General features: G+C 75.7%; 12 protein-coding genes. 10 read left to right on the top strand and 2 right to left on the bottom strand.

Translation table 11 applies throughout. From position 1 onward, the window contains the following. Positions 1–3 precede the first annotated feature (3 nt). The 5 genes from AC07A6_RS02595 (at position 4) to AC07A6_RS02575 (ending at position 7,392) form a co-directional block, all read left to right on the top strand. Entirely contained in the window at positions 4–714 is a 711-nt protein-coding gene (locus AC07A6_RS02595) for a FadR/GntR family transcriptional regulator (protein ID WP_386272579.1), read from the top strand. Between the two features lie 266 nt (positions 715–980). Beyond that, entirely contained in the window at positions 981–2,090 is a 1,110-nt protein-coding gene (locus tag AC07A6_RS02590) for a macro domain-containing protein (protein ID WP_478775763.1), read from the top strand. Beyond that, positions 2,087–2,734 carry a Rossmann-fold NAD(P)-binding domain-containing protein gene (locus AC07A6_RS02585; protein WP_386272582.1) on the top strand — a complete coding sequence of 216 codons (648 nt, stop codon included), beginning with the start codon at positions 2,087–2,089 and terminating at the stop codon, positions 2,732–2,734. Before AC07A6_RS02590 ends, AC07A6_RS02585 begins: the two co-directional genes overlap by 4 nt. Positions 2,735–2,737: 3 nt before the next feature. Next, the gene (locus AC07A6_RS02580; RefSeq protein ID WP_478775762.1) at positions 2,738–3,391 is read left to right on the top strand and encodes an RES family NAD+ phosphorylase; all 654 of its coding nucleotides are present in this window, start codon (positions 2,738–2,740) and stop codon (positions 3,389–3,391) included. Positions 3,392–3,408: 17 nt separating this feature from the next. Continuing rightward, positions 3,409–7,392 carry a CHAT domain-containing protein gene (locus AC07A6_RS02575; RefSeq protein WP_478775761.1) on the top strand — a complete coding sequence of 1,328 codons (3,984 nt, stop codon included), beginning with the start codon at positions 3,409–3,411 and terminating at the stop codon, positions 7,390–7,392. Positions 7,393–7,400: 8 nt separating this feature from the next. Here AC07A6_RS02575 and AC07A6_RS02570 read toward each other — a convergent pair whose 3' ends face one another. Further along, on the bottom strand, positions 7,401–9,275 hold the full coding sequence (locus tag AC07A6_RS02570; protein ID WP_478775760.1) for a caspase family protein: 1,875 nt from the start codon (positions 9,273–9,275) through the stop codon (positions 7,401–7,403). A gap of 157 nt (positions 9,276–9,432) precedes the next feature. Between AC07A6_RS02570 and AC07A6_RS02565 the strand changes: the two genes are divergently transcribed. The 5 genes from AC07A6_RS02565 to AC07A6_RS02545 are packed head-to-tail and all read left to right on the top strand — an operon-like array spanning position 9,433 to position 14,143. Beyond that, positions 9,433–9,957, top strand: a complete 525-nt coding sequence (locus AC07A6_RS02565; protein ID WP_478775759.1) for a hypothetical protein — start codon at positions 9,433–9,435, stop codon at positions 9,955–9,957. Continuing rightward, positions 9,954–11,732, top strand: a complete 1,779-nt coding sequence (locus AC07A6_RS02560; RefSeq protein WP_478775758.1) for a hypothetical protein — start codon at positions 9,954–9,956, stop codon at positions 11,730–11,732. The genes AC07A6_RS02565 and AC07A6_RS02560 overlap by 4 nt, the downstream gene beginning before the upstream one ends. Continuing rightward, on the top strand, positions 11,729–11,977 hold the full coding sequence (locus AC07A6_RS02555) for a hypothetical protein (RefSeq protein WP_478775757.1): 249 nt from the start codon (positions 11,729–11,731) through the stop codon (positions 11,975–11,977). Before AC07A6_RS02560 ends, AC07A6_RS02555 begins: the two co-directional genes overlap by 4 nt. A 2-nt stretch (positions 11,978–11,979) precedes the next feature. Next, a complete protein-coding gene (locus AC07A6_RS02550) occupies positions 11,980–12,561 on the top strand; it encodes a hypothetical protein (RefSeq protein WP_386272589.1) in 582 nt (193 codons plus the stop codon). Between the two features lie 16 nt (positions 12,562–12,577). After that, positions 12,578–14,143 carry an AAA family ATPase gene (locus AC07A6_RS02545; protein WP_478775756.1) on the top strand — a complete coding sequence of 522 codons (1,566 nt, stop codon included), beginning with the start codon at positions 12,578–12,580 and terminating at the stop codon, positions 14,141–14,143. Positions 14,144–14,168: 25 nt separating this feature from the next. Here the strand turns inward: AC07A6_RS02545 and AC07A6_RS02540 are convergent, their stop codons facing one another. Continuing rightward, positions 14,169–16,049, bottom strand: coding sequence for an ABC transporter ATP-binding protein (locus AC07A6_RS02540; RefSeq protein ID WP_478775755.1), 1,881 nt, complete (start codon positions 16,047–16,049; stop codon positions 14,169–14,171). Positions 16,050–16,079: the final 30 nt, after the last annotated feature.

Here is a 16,079-nt window from a genome sequence, read left to right as displayed (position 1 = left end):
GCCATGACCACCGAAGGCAGTCCGGGCCAAGGACTCCACTCCCAGGTGCTGGACACCCTCGGCCTCGCGATCACGGCGGGGGAGTACCCGCCCGGCAGCGTCCTGCGCACCGACGAGATCGCCGGGCGCTTCGACGCCTCCCGCACCGTCGTCCGGGAAGTGGTCCGCGTCCTGGAGTCGATGCAGCTCGTCGAGTCCCGCCGCCGGGTCGGGGTCACCGTCCGCCCCGCCGAGCAGTGGAACGTCTACGACCCGCGCGTCATCCGCTGGCGGCTCGCCGGCACCGACCGCCCCCGCCAGCTGCGCTCCCTGACCGTGCTGCGCTCGGCCGTCGAACCCGTCGCCGCCGGACTCGCCGCCACCCGCGCCACCCCCGAGCAGTGCGCGCGGCTCACCGAGGCGGCCCTCGGCATGGTCCGCACCTCCCGCGGCCACCAGCTGGAGGGCTACCTCCACCACGACGTCGCCTTCCACCGGACGGTCCTCGACGCCTCCGGCAACGAGATGTTCGCCCGGCTCGGCGACGTCGTCGCCGAGGTCCTCACCGGCCGCACCCAGCACGCCGTGATGTTCCACGACCCCGACCCGGCCGCCGTCACCCTCCACGTACGGGTCGCCGAAGCCGTCCGCGAGGGCGACGCGGCCGCCGCCGAGGCCCTGACCCGCCGGATCGCCCTCGGCGCCCTGGAAGAACTCGACGTGCTCGCCCCCTGAACCGGGCCCCGCGAACCGGGCCCCGCGAACCGGGCCCCGCGAACCGGGCCCCGCGAACCGGCCCCGCGAACCGTCCCCGCGAAACGGCCCCGCGAACCGGCCCCGCGAACCGGCCCCGGGAAACGGCCCCCGCCCGGGATCCGACCCGGAACCGCCCCGCCGCGCCCGGCCCGCGACCCGGACCCGACCGGCCCGCTCCCGCACCATGGCGGAAGAGGGCCGCTTCCGGCTTGTCCGGGGCGCGCGGGCGGTGCGATCCTTCCGCCATGTCGTCGCCCACACAACTGCCGGACTACGGGGAGGTCCTCGCGGAGGTGAGGGAAGTGCGGCGGGCCGGGATCGTCCGACTGCGTGAGCTGCGGCTCCCGTTGCTCACCGGCATGTCGGCCGGTCCGGGGGCGGGGGGCCCCGGAGAGCCGCACTTCCCCGCCGTCGAACGGCTGTTGCGCGCCGCCGTCGCCGCCATGGGCGGGGGCACCCTCCAGGAGGCCGCCGAATACAGCCTCGGCCTCGCCCGCGGCACCCGGGACTGGCCCCCCGCCGACCGGCGCAGACGCGCCGCCCAGGTGTACGGGGTGAGCGTGGAGCGCTTCCGCAAGCACCAGGAGCTGATGGTCCTCGGACAGGTCGCCGAGCAGCTCGTCCGCCGCGCCGCCACCGGCCACTTACCCCCGGACGGCGGCGGAGCCCCGCCCCCGCCCGCCGGCCCCGCCCGCCAACTGGCCCCCAGCCACCGCCGGATCACCGTCCGCGCCGGCGGCCGCGCGCACACGCTGACCCTGCACGTGCACCCCGTCGACCTGCTGCGCGACATCGACGCGGTCGTCTCCCCGTCGAACACCCACTTCGCCCTCCCCGAGCCGTACAAGTCCTCCGTCGCCGCCTCCCTGCGCCGCGCGGGCGCCGTCCGGGACCCCGCCGGCCGCATCGTCGAGGACCGCATCCGGGACGAACTCCGCGCCTGGACCGACCGGTACGCCCCGCACGGCCTCCCCGTGGCACCCGGCACGGTCGCCGTCACCGGCGCCGGAGCCCTCGGAGCACAGGGCGTCCGCCACATCCACCACGCCGCCGTGGCCGTGCCCCGGCCCGGCACCAACGACTACGACGTCCTGCCGTCCGACGTCACCCGGGCCGTCACCCGCGTCTTCGCCCTGCTGGCCGACGGCCCCGCCCGGCCCTCCGTCTGCTTGCCCCTGATCGGCGCCGGCCGCGGCGGCCTCGCCCCCGCGGACAGCCTCGCCGCCGTCTGGGCCGCCGTCGAGGCCGAACTCGCCCGCGGCGGCGACCAGGACGTCCACCTCCTGGTACGCCGCCCCGAACGCGCCGACCTGGTCGAAGAGCTGCTCACCGCACCGGACGGACTCCCCGCATGACCGACCCCTACGCCCGGCTGGCCGCCGCGGCCGCCGACTGGGACGAGCTGCGCCCCCGCCTGGACCCCGGCTCCCTGCACCGGCTCGCACTCCTGCTCACCGCGTCCCGCACCGCCACCGGCGAGGGCGCCCGGCGCGCCGCACTGCTCGCCGCCCGGCTGCTGGGGGACCGGCTGCCCGACCGGTTCCCCGGGGAGAGCCGGCTCACCGCCGCCCCCGGGGCGCACACCGCCGGCCACCTCGGCTACACCGCCGACGACCTGGCCGTCCTCGTCCTCGACGGGCACCGCATGGTCGGACCGGTCCTCGGCGAGGTCCGCGACCGCCTCCTCGCCGCCCCCGCCCTCGGCGACGCCGAAGTCCTCGAACGCGGCCCCGACCCCTACGCCCCGGACCTGATCCGGCTGCGCGCACCCGGCGGCCTGATCCGGCTGCCCGCCTTCCAGTTCACCCCCGACGGCCGGGTCCGCCCCACCGTCGCCGCGGTCAACGCGCTGCTGGGCGCCGACGACGACCCCTGGGGCGCCGCCGACTGGTGGCTCTCCCCGAACGCCTGGCTCGGCCCGGCGCCCGTCACCCTCCTCGGCACCCCCGACGAGCAACGGCTCGTCGCCGCCGCCGAGTTCCTCGCCGAAGGGGAGTAGCCCGTGCCCAACTACCGGCCGCCCGCCGAGCCGGCCGGCAGCCCCGCCAAGGTCACCCTCGCCGCAGGCACCCCGCTCTACCGGGTGCACTCGGCCCGCCGCCCCGGCGACGCCTTCAACCCCGTCCCCGCCCACTGCCTCTACGGCGGCGGCCGCTTCGACTCCACCTCCTGCGACCGGTACGGCTACCTGTACGCCGGACTCACCCCGCAGGCCGCCGTCAGCGAGAGCGTCCTGCACTCGCTGCCCTTCGACCCCTCCGGCGCGGCCCGGCTGGTCCCCCGGGTGGCCGTCACCGGCCGCCGGCTGTCGGCGCTGCGCCTGACCGAGTCCCTCGACGTGGTCGCGCTGGTCACCGGGCAGGACCTGGCCGCCGTCCACCAGGACAGCTGGCTCGTCCAGGCCGAGGCCCGCGACTACCCGTACACCCGCGGCTGGGCGCACTGGATACGCCGCCACACCGACCCGTGGGCGCAGGGATTCCTGTGGTCCTCCAAACGGGAGCCGGGCGAGCGGGCCCTCGTCCTGTTCGCCGACCGCTGCCCGCCCGCCGTCCTCGCCCCCACCGGCGAGGACCCCGTGGACTTCACCACCGAGCCGGGCCGCCGCTGGCTCGACCAGGTCCTGCTGCCCTATCACGCCCGCCTCGCGCCCTGAGCCCCCCGGAGGCCCCCGTGGACACCGCCGAGCTGAGAACCGCCCGCGACGAGGCCATGACGGCACTCGCCACCGTCCGGGCCGGCAGCGCCGAAGCCCGCGAACTGTGCGGGCGGGCCGGCCAGATGAGCTACCGGCTGTGGGAGGCGCACGCCGACCCCGAGGACCGCGACCTCGCCGCCGAAGCCTTCGCCCACGCCTTCCGCGCCCCCGCCGAAGGCCCCGCCTGGCCGGTGCGGCGCATCATGTACGGGCACCTCCTCGCCCTGCGGTACGACGAACAGCCCGCCCCGGAACTGGCCCTCCAGGTCCAGGACCTGCTCACACAGGGCCTGGCCGGACTCCCGGACGCGCAGCCGGCGTCACCGCGCGCCGTGCACGCCCGCTGGATCCTGGCCTACATCACCAAACGCCGCGTCATGGCGGGCGACGACGACCCCGGCCTCCTCGACGAGGCCCTGCGCCGGGGCCAGGAGGCCCTCGACGACACCGACGGCCGGGACGCCGACCTCCTGGAGGCCCTCGGCTACCTCTGGCAGCACCACGGCCTGAGGACCGGGAACACCGCCTCCTTCACCCGCTCCGCCGAGAACTACGGCAGGGTGCTGGCCGCCGCCGCCCCGGATCGCGACCTGCCCCTCGTGCGCCTGTCACGCGCCGTGTCACTGGTCTTCCAGGGCCACCACGCCGCCGACCGGGCCCTGGTGGAGGAGGGCCGGGACGAGGTCCTGCGCGCCCTGGCCGAGGCGGGCCCGCACCCCGCGTGGGAACGCGACGCCCGGCTGAGGCTGGCCCTGGCCCGCGCGATGATCGGCAACGCCTGGTCCGACGAGGCGGAGGCCGACCGTGCCGAGGCGGACCTGGCCGGCCTGCTCGTCACCGGAGCCGACATGGACGCCCTGCCCTGGTACTACCTCGACGTGTTCGGCCGTTTCATCGGCGCCCGGGCCCAGCTGCGGCTCGACGTAGGGGCGATGGACCGGGCCATCGGCCTGCTCACCCGGGCCGTGGACCGGTGGGAACCGGGCGGGGGAGAAGTCACCCTCGCCGCGCTGGCCCTTGCCACGGCGCAGCAGCTGCGTTACGAGACGGACCAGGACCCGGAACGCCTGAGGAGCGTCGAGCGGGCGGCGCTGCTGGCGCTGGAGGGTGACGGGCTGACCGCCGACGTACGCGACACGCTGCTCATGTTCGTGTCCGAGGCGCAGAGCCGGCTCGGGCCGGACCGGCCGCAGACCGTGCCGATCGAGGAGGTCCTGCGGATCTACCGGGACTTCCAGCAGCGCCTGCGCGAGGCCGAGACCTCCCTCGACTACAGCTTCGACGAGGTCTTCAACGCCGAGGACTCGCCCGCCAGGGGCAGCTGGGAACGCCGTATGGCGGAACTGTTCGAGGAGCTGCGGTCCACGGAACCCGGACTCGAACGGGCCGAGCGGGCGGCCCACCTCTTCGCCCTCCTGCCCGTGCTGGACCCCGACGGCGAACGCTTCGGCCGCGAACGCGAGGAGGAGCTGACCCGGATCGTCCTCGCCCACGCGGACCAGGACCCCGAGTGGCGCGGGCACGGCCACGCGGTCCTCGCCAACTTCTGCCTCGCCATGGGCACGGCGCGGATGGACCCCGACCGGCTGGTCCGGGCACTGGAGCACTTCGAGGAGGCGGTCCGGGCCGGCAACGACAGCCCCTGGCTCACCTACGGCTCCACCATGGCCTCCGGGATGCTCGCCCAGGTGCGCGGGATCACCAGCGGCTCGGCGGTCGACGGGCAGGAGTGGCAGCGGCTGTGCGACGCACTCGGCGCGTCCCCCAAGGTGGACCTCCAGGCGCGCGTCCAGCAGGCGGCTCCCCGGGCGATCCAGGCGTCCAGACGCGGCGACCTGCCGGAGGCCGACCGGCAGGTCGCCGAAGCCGCCCGGGCCGTCGCGGAATGGGACACCGAGGACCCCTCCTGGATAGAGGCCGTCGGCCTGCTGGAAACGGCCCGGACGGCGCGGGAGGACCTGGCGCAGCGCCTGGGAGCACCCCCGACCCCGCCGCCCGCCGCGCGTCCCACCGCCGGGGAACTGCGCCGCAGGGCGGCCCGGCTCCCGCGCCGGCACCGGGCCGACGTGATCGGTTCCTTCGCCCTCGCCTGGCGGCGCGACGCCCTGCGCGCGTCCGACGTGCCCCGCGTCCGGGAGACCCTGGCCCTGACCGAGGAGGCCATCGGCCTCGCCGAGCCGGGCGGTGAGAGCTGGATCCGCCTCACCTCGGACGCCGGCAACACGTACGGCATCCTGGTCAGGACCGACGAGAACCCGCGCTCCCCGCAGCGCGCCCGGGACCTGGAGCGGGCCGTCACCCTCCTCGAAGGCGCCGTGGACGCCATGGGCGGGCCCGAGCACCGGCTGTGGGCGCTCACCGCCAACCCCCTCGGCCACGCCTACCGGGTCCGCGGCAGCATCGCCCGCCGCGACCGCGAACGCGGCCGCCGGCTGGGCCTGGAGGCCATGCGCGGCTTCGTCTGTTCCGCGCTTCTCCAGTCCGGCACCCAGGACGCCGCCGAGGCCGCCCGGCTGGCCACCAACCTCTCCGAGGAGGTCGTCGGCTGGTGCGTCGCCGACCGGGCCCCTCAGGACGCCCTCCAGGCCCTCGACGCCTGCCGCGGGCTCGTCCTGCACGCCGCCACCACCGGCCGCTCCGTCCCCGAACTCCTCACCGCCGCCGGACAGGACGCCCTGGCCGCCGAGTGGCGGACGTCCGGCGCCGAGGCCGACCCCGACTCCGCGCCGGGCGAACTGCGCCGCCGGGTCGTGCTCGCCCTCACCGAAGCCCGCGTCCGGCTGCTGGACCCGCCCACCCCCGAGGAGATCGGAGCGGCCCTGCGCGCCCAGGACAAGGACGCCCTCGTCTACCTGGTCGCCGCCACCGCCGACTGCCCCGGCACCGCCCTCGTCGTCACCAACCGCGGGGACGTCCACGAGGTGCCCCTGCCCGGCCTGCGGGCGGACGCCGGCCCGCTGCGCGACTACCGGCCCGGCGGGGCGGCCGTGCCCCGCGATCTCGAACCCGTCCCCGGCTACGGCACAGCCCGCCCCGAGCCGGAGCCGTCGCTGCGCGAGCAGCTCGACCGGCTGTGCTCCTGGGCCTGGCGGGCCGCTCTGCGCCCGCTGCTCGGCATGTTCGAAGTCCCCGACCGGCCCGGCCGGCTGCCCCGGCTGGTCCTCGTACCGATGGGCCCGCTCGGCCTCGTCCCCTGGCACGCGGCGTTCGCCGACGGGAGCACGGGCCGCCGGTACGCCCTCCAGGACGCGGAGATCTCCTACGCGGCCTCCGCGCGCCTGCTCTGCGAGGTCGCCGCCCGCCCGGCCGTCCCGCACACCGGCACCGCGCTGGTCGTCGGCGACCCCACCGGCGACCTGCCGTACGCGGGGGAGGAGGCCGACGCCGTCCTGCGCGCCTTCTACCCCGGCGGCGACCGGCTGGGCCTGCGCTCCGGCGACGGCACGCCCGAGGAGGTCGCCCGCTGGCTGCGCGAACGCGCTGACGGCGGTGCCGTACTCCACCTCGCCTGCCACGGCACCGTCGAGGAGAACCGGCCCCGCAGCTCCTACCTCGCCCTGAAGGGCGGCGTCCTCACCGCCGAGGAGCTGGCCGGCGCCACCCACGGGCCGCTCGGGCTCGTCGTGCTCGCCGCCTGCCGCAGCCAGGTGTCCGGACGCGGCCTGAACGAGTCCTACAGCCTGTCCTCGGCCTTCCTCGCGGCCGGCAGCCGCTCCGTGATCGGCTCGCTGTGGCCGGTCCCGGACGACGCCACCTCCGTGCTGATGTTCCTGACCCACCACTACCTGCGCCGCGAACAGGAGCCGCCCGCCCGGGCGCTGCGCCGGGCCCAGCTGTGGATGCTGGACCCGGACCGGGCCGTCCCGGACGGGCTGCCGCCCGCCCTCGCCGCCCGGCTGCGGCGCCTCGACCCGGACGACCTCAGTGCCTGGGCCGGGTTCACCCACCTCGGGCAGTGAGGCCCCGCCTACGGCACCACCGTGCGCAGCGCCAGGGTGCTCGCCGCCCACCGCCCCGGACCGTAGGTGTCCGCCGGCAGCAGGTCCCGGTCTCCCCGGGGGCGCCCCAGCCGCAGCAGCCCGTCGGCCGGTGCCCGCCGGAGCGTGCCGGTGCGTACGGCCTCCGGATCCCAGCGGCTCAGGTGGAACGGCACGGTGTTCAGCTCCGCCTCGGCCACCACCAGCGTCAGCCAGTCCCGTACGGAGGCGCCCGGGCGCACCGGCCGGGAGGCGGGCAGCACCAGCCGCAGCGGCTGCCCGTCGAGGGCGTGGCCGGTCATACCGGGGCCTATGAACTCGCCGGGGAACAGGGAGGTGTTCGCTCCGAAGCGGTCATCCAGGTTGACCAGCACGCACCACAGCGGCCGGGGACCGGTGTTGCGCAGCCGCACGGTGACGTGCGGCGCGCGGGCGCCGTCGTACGCGAGGACGACCTCCCCGTTGCCGTCGGGCCGCAGCGGCTCGCCGTCGCCGGTCTCCCCGGGCAGCACCTCCACCCTGACGTGCCCGCTCAGCGGGGACAGCCCCGAGCCGAGGTCGCGGATCCGGTGCCAGTGCACCAGCCGGGTCAGGCAGTCCCCGAGCCGGACCGCGTCCACCTCCGTGGCCAGCGGCAGCGGCGGCACGTACGGGGACCCGTCGCGGCGCAGCACCCGCGCCCGCCCACCGCGTACCTCCACCCGCAGCAGCAGTCCCGCCGAGGCCTCCTCCGCCGAACCGGCCGCCACCTCGCGCAGCAGCGGGGACGCCGGCAGCGGGACCTCCGCCCCGTCGAGAACCACCGCCGCCGGGGGCAGCGCCAGCGCCGACAGGGACACCGCGTGCACCGACCCCGGGGCCGGCGTCCAGCCTTCGGGGACGACCAGGGTGCGATCCGCCCGCACCGCCTCGGCCCGTACGAGTCTGCCGCCCGCGGCCGTGAACTCCGTACCTGCGCCCCCGGTCAGGCCGTGGACCCGCCCGCAGTCCACCTCCCAGCCCTCGGGGCCCTCCCGCAGCAGGTAAGGGCTGGGATCCAGCCCACGCGGCAGGTCCGAGCCCGGCTGCGGTCCGCCGCCGAGCAGCAGCGGGAGGTCCGCAGGCCCCCCGGGCTCGGCCGGGAAGAGCACCGGCTGCTGTCGGGGCACCAGACGCCGCACCGTCGCCTCCGACTCCGCGAGCAGCTCCCGCAAGGTGGCCCGCGGCGCGGCCCGCAGCGCGCGGGTCAGGGCGTACGAGAACACGCCCTGGAAGACCGGCCCGTCCGGGCCCTCCAGCGGCCGCTCGTACGCGGGCTGGCCGCTGCGGCTCGCAGCCAGCAGCACGTGGCCCACCTGACGGTCCGGCCCGGTCAGGTCCCGCCCGCCGACGTCCGGCGACGGCCGCCACGACGGCAGCGGCGGCAGCATGCGGACGGGCCATTCCTCCCGGCTGGCCCCGCCCGAGAAGCAGCTGTCCAGCACCGCCACCACCCGGCCCCCGCCCGCCGCCGCCCCGTCCAGCAGCACGCCCAGCCGCTTGTCCGGCAGCGGGCCGTCCGCGCAGACCAGCGCCTGGCACCAGCCGGTCGGCTCGACCAGCAGTTCGTCCGGGGTGAGCGCCGGGTACTCCGTGCCGTGCCCCGAGAACCACAGCAGCGCGGTGTCCCCGGGACCGGCCTGCCCGAGGTGGCCGAGGATCCCCTCCTCCACGGCGGCGGCGGTGGCCGCGGCGTCCGTGAGGACGCGGGCGCGGACCCGGCTCGGGGCGATCGTCTCCAGCGCGGCGCCCGCCGCGGCCACGTCGTTCAGACACCCGCGCAGATCGGCGCGCATCCCGTCGCGGTACTCGTTGATGCCCACCAGCAGGGCGTACACCGTCTCCATGTGGGCCAGTGTGGGCCGCCGCGCCGGGCGGGCACTGGCCGGAATCCGGTCGTATCGGGGGCGGTTGCGGGTCTGCTATGGCTCGAATCCCTTTTGTGGTCGCACGATTGACGGATCGTCACTAATCTGCGTGCTCCACTCATGATCGGGGGAGGCCATGGGGTACATCGAGCGCCCGCGCAGGATCGTCGGACCCGCCCAGGACCCGCGGACGACGGGCACGGGTACGGGCACGGGTATGGGCCTGGACCCGTCGCCGGCGCCCGCCGCGGCCGGCCGCCCGCCGGGCCCGGTCGCCGACCGGCTCAAGGACCGCTCCCGGGACCTGCTCGAGGCCGTCTCCGGCTTCGACGCCGGCCTCGACGACGCGGCGCGGCGGCGGCTCGCCGACTGGATCCGGGACCACTACGAGAGCGAACACCCGGGCGCGCCCGTCGGCTTCCTCGCCCGCTGCCACCTCGGCCCGCCCTACGTGGACCACGTCCTCGACCTCTTCGGCGCGATCGTCACGCACTACACGCCCCGCGACACCCTCCCCGACCCCTACGGCGGGGCCCGGATGCTGGTGCGCAACCCCGGCTACGCGTACGTGGAGGCGTACTCCGACGGGCTGCTGCTGCCCGTCCTGGCCGGCGGATCCGTCGTCAGACCCACGGGCACGCACCCGGGAGGCGCGGCATGAGCGCGGTGGACGCGGGCCTGTACGTCAAGCTCGCCGCGATCGACAGGCTCGTCCACGGGGTCTCCGAACAGGTCGTCCAGGTCGGCGCACAGGTCAAGTACGTCGAAGCGCAGCAGAACCAGGCGCGCAGCGAACTCCAGCAGCTGCGCCAGGAGTTCCTCGCCTTCGCCGCCCAGGCCCGGATCGTCGCCGCCCTCCAGCGCGCCGAGACCCGCGTCGGCGTCCTCCAGGACCAGCTCGACCACGACTTCGGCCACCACAAGGTGGTCCGGCGCACCGCCGTCGGCATGCTCCAGGCCTTCGACCTCGGCCTCGTCTCCGAGGACGTCGTCCGCACCGTCGGCGACGAACTGATGCTCCAGACCCCCCGCTACTGGCTCGCGCCCGCGCTGGTCGCGCTCACCGCCTGGTCCGCCGACGACCCCGCCCTGTGCGAACGGGCGGTGCAGGAGGCCTTCCGCCGCTCCCCGGACCGCACCTCGCTGTTCTTCGCGCTCGTCCTGCGCCGCCAGGCCCGGCCCGCCGAGTCCGCGCGCTGGCTGCGCCACTACCTGCTGGCCCAGGACCCGCGCGCCCTCGGCCGCGAGTTCGCCGTCATCCTGGAGTCCGTGGCGCAGGGCGCCTTCGGCCCGGTCGGCCGCACCATGCTGCGCGACGCCCTCGACGACTGGCAGGAGCTGCTCGGCGCCGACTCCGGTGCCCAGGACGTCCAGATCGAGCGCTGGGGAGCCGAACTGCGCGGCCTGTGCCCGACCGTGACCGGCGCCGAGTTCCCCTTCCTGCACGCGCTGTCCCCGCAGTGGCCGCAGCTGGGCCGGGTGCTCTCCGCCGCCCGGGGCCAGCAGGCGGTCCTCGACAAGTACACGGCGGTCATGAACACCGAACCCGCCCCCTCGCAGCGCCTGGAGGACGCCGTCGACGACATCCTCGACCGGCTCGTCTCCGAGTACGACGACGAGGAGCTGCCGCTGCGCCGCGACCTCGCCTACCAGCAGGCGGTGATCGCCCACGACGGGGACACCGCCCGCGCCCGGACGGCCACCGACGCCGACTCCTCCTCCTACGACGAATCCCTCGACTACCTCACCGTCCAGAGCTCCGCCGCCCTCAACCCGGCCGCCATCGGTACCTCCCAGGCCACCCGGCGGCTCGCCGTCGCCGCCTGCCGCGACTGGTTCCACCACGCCCACCAGGGCTTCAGCCGGGACTACCGGACGGCCGTACCGCAGGACGTGGAGGTCCGCTTCGGGGCCGCGTACCCGCTGGCGGCCGGCGGCCAGTTCCACCTGCCGCCGTGGCAGGGCTCCTTCCTCAGCCCGCTGGCGGAGCTCCAGCAGGGCCTCGCCGACCACTGGGACCGGCACACCGCCCCCTTCATCGCGGGCCTCGGCTACAAGTACGCCCAGCCGGTGGCGATCGCGGTGATCGCGGTCCTGGTCGCCATGCTCGTTGGCGGCTCGGGCGGCGGTCCCGTCGGGGCCCTGATGGCCGCGCTGCTCGTCGGCGGTGGCGCCTGGCTGATCATCCGCAATCTGGCCGGCCAGTGCCGCCGGGTCCAGGAGGCCGCGCAGGGGCACCTCGCCGACGCCAGGGCCGAGAGCCTGCGCCACCTGGTCGCCACCCGCGCCGAACTGTCCGCGTGGAACCAGGCGTACGTGGACGCCGACGCGGTCGAGGAACGGGTACGGGAGCTGATCGCGTCCCTGTCCACCGCCACCGAGGGCAACTCCCCCTTCACCGGCCGCACCGTCACCCCCGGAGGCGATCCCGAATGAGCACCCCCGACCCGGCGAGCCGGGAGAACGCCCAGCCGCGGCCCGAGGCCGCGGCCGCCGAAGCCGCGGCCGCCGCAGCCACCGCCGGGGCGCGGCGACGGCTGTGGGCGGCCGGCACCGAGCCCGCCGAGGAGCGCACCACCGCCAGGCTGCGCCGGATCGTGCAGGGCCTGCCCGACTGGTCCCCGCTCCCGCCCGGCGAACAGGTCGTCCGCCGCCCGGGCAGCCGGCGGGAGCAGCCCTGACCATGGACGGAATGTGGGGCCACGGCGGCGCCTACCAGACCTGGACGCGGTTCCTGCGCGACTGGGGAGCCCACGGCGGCGCCGCCACCGCCGAGGCCGCCGCCCGGCTGCCCGTACTGCGCCCGGAGGAGTTCCACCCCGAGACCTGGGCCCGTTTCTCCGGGGAGCTGACCGACGCCCTGGACCGGCGCCTGCGCGGCTGGGCGGCCGCCCTGACCGCCGCCCTGGACGCGGCCGGCGACGAGTTCGACGCCGGCCGCGCCCTCGCGCAGGCCCGCACCGGCCTGGACGCCGTCCGCGCCCTCACCGCGCACCCCGCCCTGCCGCAGGACCTGCGCGAGCAGCTGCGGGAGCTCGTGGACGGCCACATCGCCGGATTCCAGCGGCAGCTGGAGGCCTCCCTGGACGGCGCCCTGCGGGCCGGGGCCGACCCGCGCCTGATCGAGGCCCGCCGCCGAACCCTGCGCGAGAACCCGCTGACCGCCCCCGGCCCCGGCGGCGCCCCCGCCCCGGACCGGGCGCCGGGCGACGGCTGGTCGTACGACCCGGCGGCGCCCGCCCGCCGCCGCATCATCACCGACTGACCGGAGACCGCCACCCATGCCCACCTACGCCGAATGCCGGCGCGACCTCGACAGCTACATCTCCGCCCGGGTGCCGGTCATCTGCCTGCGCACCATCGAGCAGCAGCGCGCGCTGCGCCTGGTGCGCACCGCCGCCACCCACGCCCGGCGCGGCAACATGCCCTTCTGGATCTACACCCGGGCCACCGGACTGCGGGACCTGCGCACCAACACGGCCGTGATGGACGACCGCTCCCTCACCGGGGCCATGGAGTACGCGGCCTCCCAGTTCACCTCCCGGCCCAACGCCACCCTGGTCCTCGTCGAACCCGACGGCCTGGACGCCGACACCTCGCTGGCCCGGCACGTCGCCGAACTGGCGCGGCTCGCCGACACCAACATGGGCAGCGTCATCCTGATCACCGACAGTCCGGTGTGGAGCGGCCTCCAGCGGCTCGGGATGAGCCTCCAGCTCGACCTGCCCGACGCCGACGAGATGTACGCGACGCTGTCCGCCTTCCTGGACGACCACCGGGGCCACATCCCCATCGCCTGGGAGGAGCAGGACGTCCGGCGCGCCGCCGGGTTCCTCGTCGGGGTCACCGAGGGGGAGGCCGTCAACCTGATGGCGACCGTCGCCGCCAAGGGCTCCGTGGAGTCCGGCGACGTGGTGCTCCTGGCCCAGTCCAAGGACCGCATCTTCAACGACCTGACCGGGCTGCAGAAGGTGCCGCTGAAGTCCTCCGACTACGCGGTCGGCGGCCTCAGCAACCTCCGCGACTGGCTGGACCGGCGCGGCCGCCTCCTCCAGGCCGACCTGCGCGCCACCGACCTGCGGCCGCCGCGCGGGGTGCTGCTGGTGGGCGTACCGGGCTGCGGCAAGTCGCTGTCCGCGAAGGCCATCGCCGCCCAGTGGCAGCTGCCGCTGTACCGGCTGGACATGGGCTCCATCCACGGCAAGTACCTCGGCGAGTCCGAGGGGCGCTTCCGGGAGGCGCTGGAGACCGCCGACCGGGTCGCGCCCTGCGTGCTGTGGATCGACGAGATCGAGAAGGGGCTGGCCGGAGTGAACGACGGAACCGGCGTGCCGCAGCGCATCATCGGCCAGTTCCTGTTCTGGCTCCAGGAGTCCCAGTCCCGCGCCTTCGTGGTGGCCACCGCCAACGACGTCCGCAGCCTGCCGCCCGAGCTGCTGCGCAAGGGCCGCTTCGACGAACTGTTCTTCGTGGACCTGCCGGACGCCCGCGACCGGGAGGAGATCATCGGGATCTACTACCGCCGCTACCTGAGGGCCGAGCCCGCCCCCGAGCAGCTCGCCCGGCTCGTGGACCTCTCCGACGGCTTCGCCGGCTCGGACATCGAGGCCGCCCTGCACGACGTCGGCGCCGAGGCCTACCTGGGCGGCGGCACCGCGCAGATGCGGCCCGGTTTCGTGGAGGACACCTTCTCCAACACGGTCCCGCTCAGCCGCAACAACCCGGAGCAGATCGAGGAGATCCGGGCCTGGGGCCGCGAACGCGCCGTGCCCGCCGGGCGCTTCGCGGCCACCACCGCCCAGGGCTCCGCCGGGCAGGGCCGCCGCATCGTGTTCCTGGACGACTGACCCGGCCGCGCGGGGCGCCCGCCTCCTACCCGGCGGCGGGCGCCCCGCGCGTGGCGAACTGGGTCCGGTACAGCTCGGCGTACCGGCCGTCCGCCGCCAGCAGCTCGGGGTGCGTGCCGCGTTCGACGATCCGGCCGTCCTCGACCACGAGGATCAGGTCGGCGGCCTGGACCGTGGACAGCCGGTGCGCGATCACCACGGCCGTACGGCCCGACAGGGCCTCGGCCAGCGCCTCCTGCACGGCCGCCTCCGAGGTGGAGTCCAGGTGGGCGGTGGCCTCGTCGAGGATCACCACCCGCTGCCGGGCCAGCAGCAGCCGGGCGATGGTCAGCCGCTGGCGCTCCCCGCCCGACAGCCGGTAGCCGCGCTCGCCGACGACGGTGTCCAGGCCGTCCGGGAGGGCGGCTACCAGCGTGTCCAGGCGGGAGCGGCGCAGGGCCTCCCACAGCTCGTCCTCGCCCGCCTCCGGCCGGGCCAGCAGCAGGTTGGCCCGTACCGATTCGTGGAAGAGGTGGCCGTCCTGGGTGACCATGCCGAGGGTGTCGCGGATGGAGTCGGCGGTGAGGTCCCGTACGTCGACGCCGCCCAGGCGGACCGCGCCCGCGTCCGCGTCGTACAGCCGGGGCAGCAGCTGGGCGATGGTCGACTTGCCGGCGCCCGAGGAGCCGACGAGGGCGATCATCTGGCCGGGCTCCGCGCGGAAGGACACCTCGTGCAGGACCCGGGTGCCGCCCCGGGCGTCGAGCACGGCCACCTCCTCCAGGGAGGCGAGGGAGACCTTGTCGGGGGAGGGGTAGCCGAAGGAGACCCGGTCGAACTCCACCGACACCGGGCCCTCGGGCACCCGGACGGCGTCCGGCTTCTGGGAGATCAGCGGCTCCAGGTCGAGGATCTCGAAGACCCGCTCGAAGCTGACCATGGCGCTCATCACCTCGACCCGGGCCCCGGCGAGCGCGGTCAGCGGCGCGTACAGCCGGGTCAGCAGCAGGGCGAGGGCGACCACGGAGCCGGCCTCCAGGGTGCCGCGCAGCGCGAAGTACCCGCCCAGCCCGTACACCAGGGCCAGGGCCAGCGCGGAGACCAGGGTCAGGGCGGTGATGAAGGCCGACTGGGCCATGGCCGTACGGATCCCGATGTCGCGGACCCGGGCCGCGCGGGCCGCGAACTCGGCGGACTCGTCCGAGGGCCGCCCGAACAGCTTCACCAGGGTCGCGCCCGGCGCGGAGAACCGTTCCGTCATCTGCGTGCCCATCGCCGCGTTCAGCGCCGACGCCTCCCGCTGCATCCCGGCCATCCGGGCGCCCATCCGCCGGGCGGGCAGCACGAACACCGGCAGCAGCACCAGCGCCAGCAGGGTGATCTGCCAGGAGATGGTCAGCATCACGCCCAGCGTCAGCAGCAGCGTCACCATGTTGGAGACCACCCCGGAGAGGGTGTTGCTGAAGGCCCGCTGCGCGCCGATCACGTCGTTGTTGAGCCGGCTGACCAGCGCACCCGTCCGGGTCCGGGTGAAGAAGGCGACCGGCATCCGCTGGACGTGGTCGAAGACCGCCCGGCGCAGGTCCAGGATCAGCCCTTCGCCGAGGGTGGACGACAGCTTGCGCGTCAGCAGGCCCAGCCCCGCCTCGGCCACGGCGATCACCGCGATCAGCAGCGCCAGCCGGACCACCTCGGCCTCGGCCCCGTGCCCGACGATGGTGTCCACGATCCGGCTGGCCAGCAGGGGAGTGGCCACCGCCAGCAGCGCGCCCACCACGCTCAGCAACAGGAAGAGGGTCAGCCCGCGCCGGTGCGGGCGGGCGAAGGCGGCGATCCGGCGCAGGCTCGCCCGGGAGAGCGGGCGGCGGTCCTGCTGGGCGTTGATCGCGCTGTGCAGCGAATGCCAGGCGGTGACTTCCATGTCCATGCCCCCACGCTAGAACCTCAACCGGACTTC

The organism is Streptomyces sp. NPDC044002 (genome assembly GCF_056434525.1).
The sequence above is the reverse complement of the archived record's forward strand: the minus strand, read 5'-3'. Positions and strand labels throughout refer to the sequence as shown.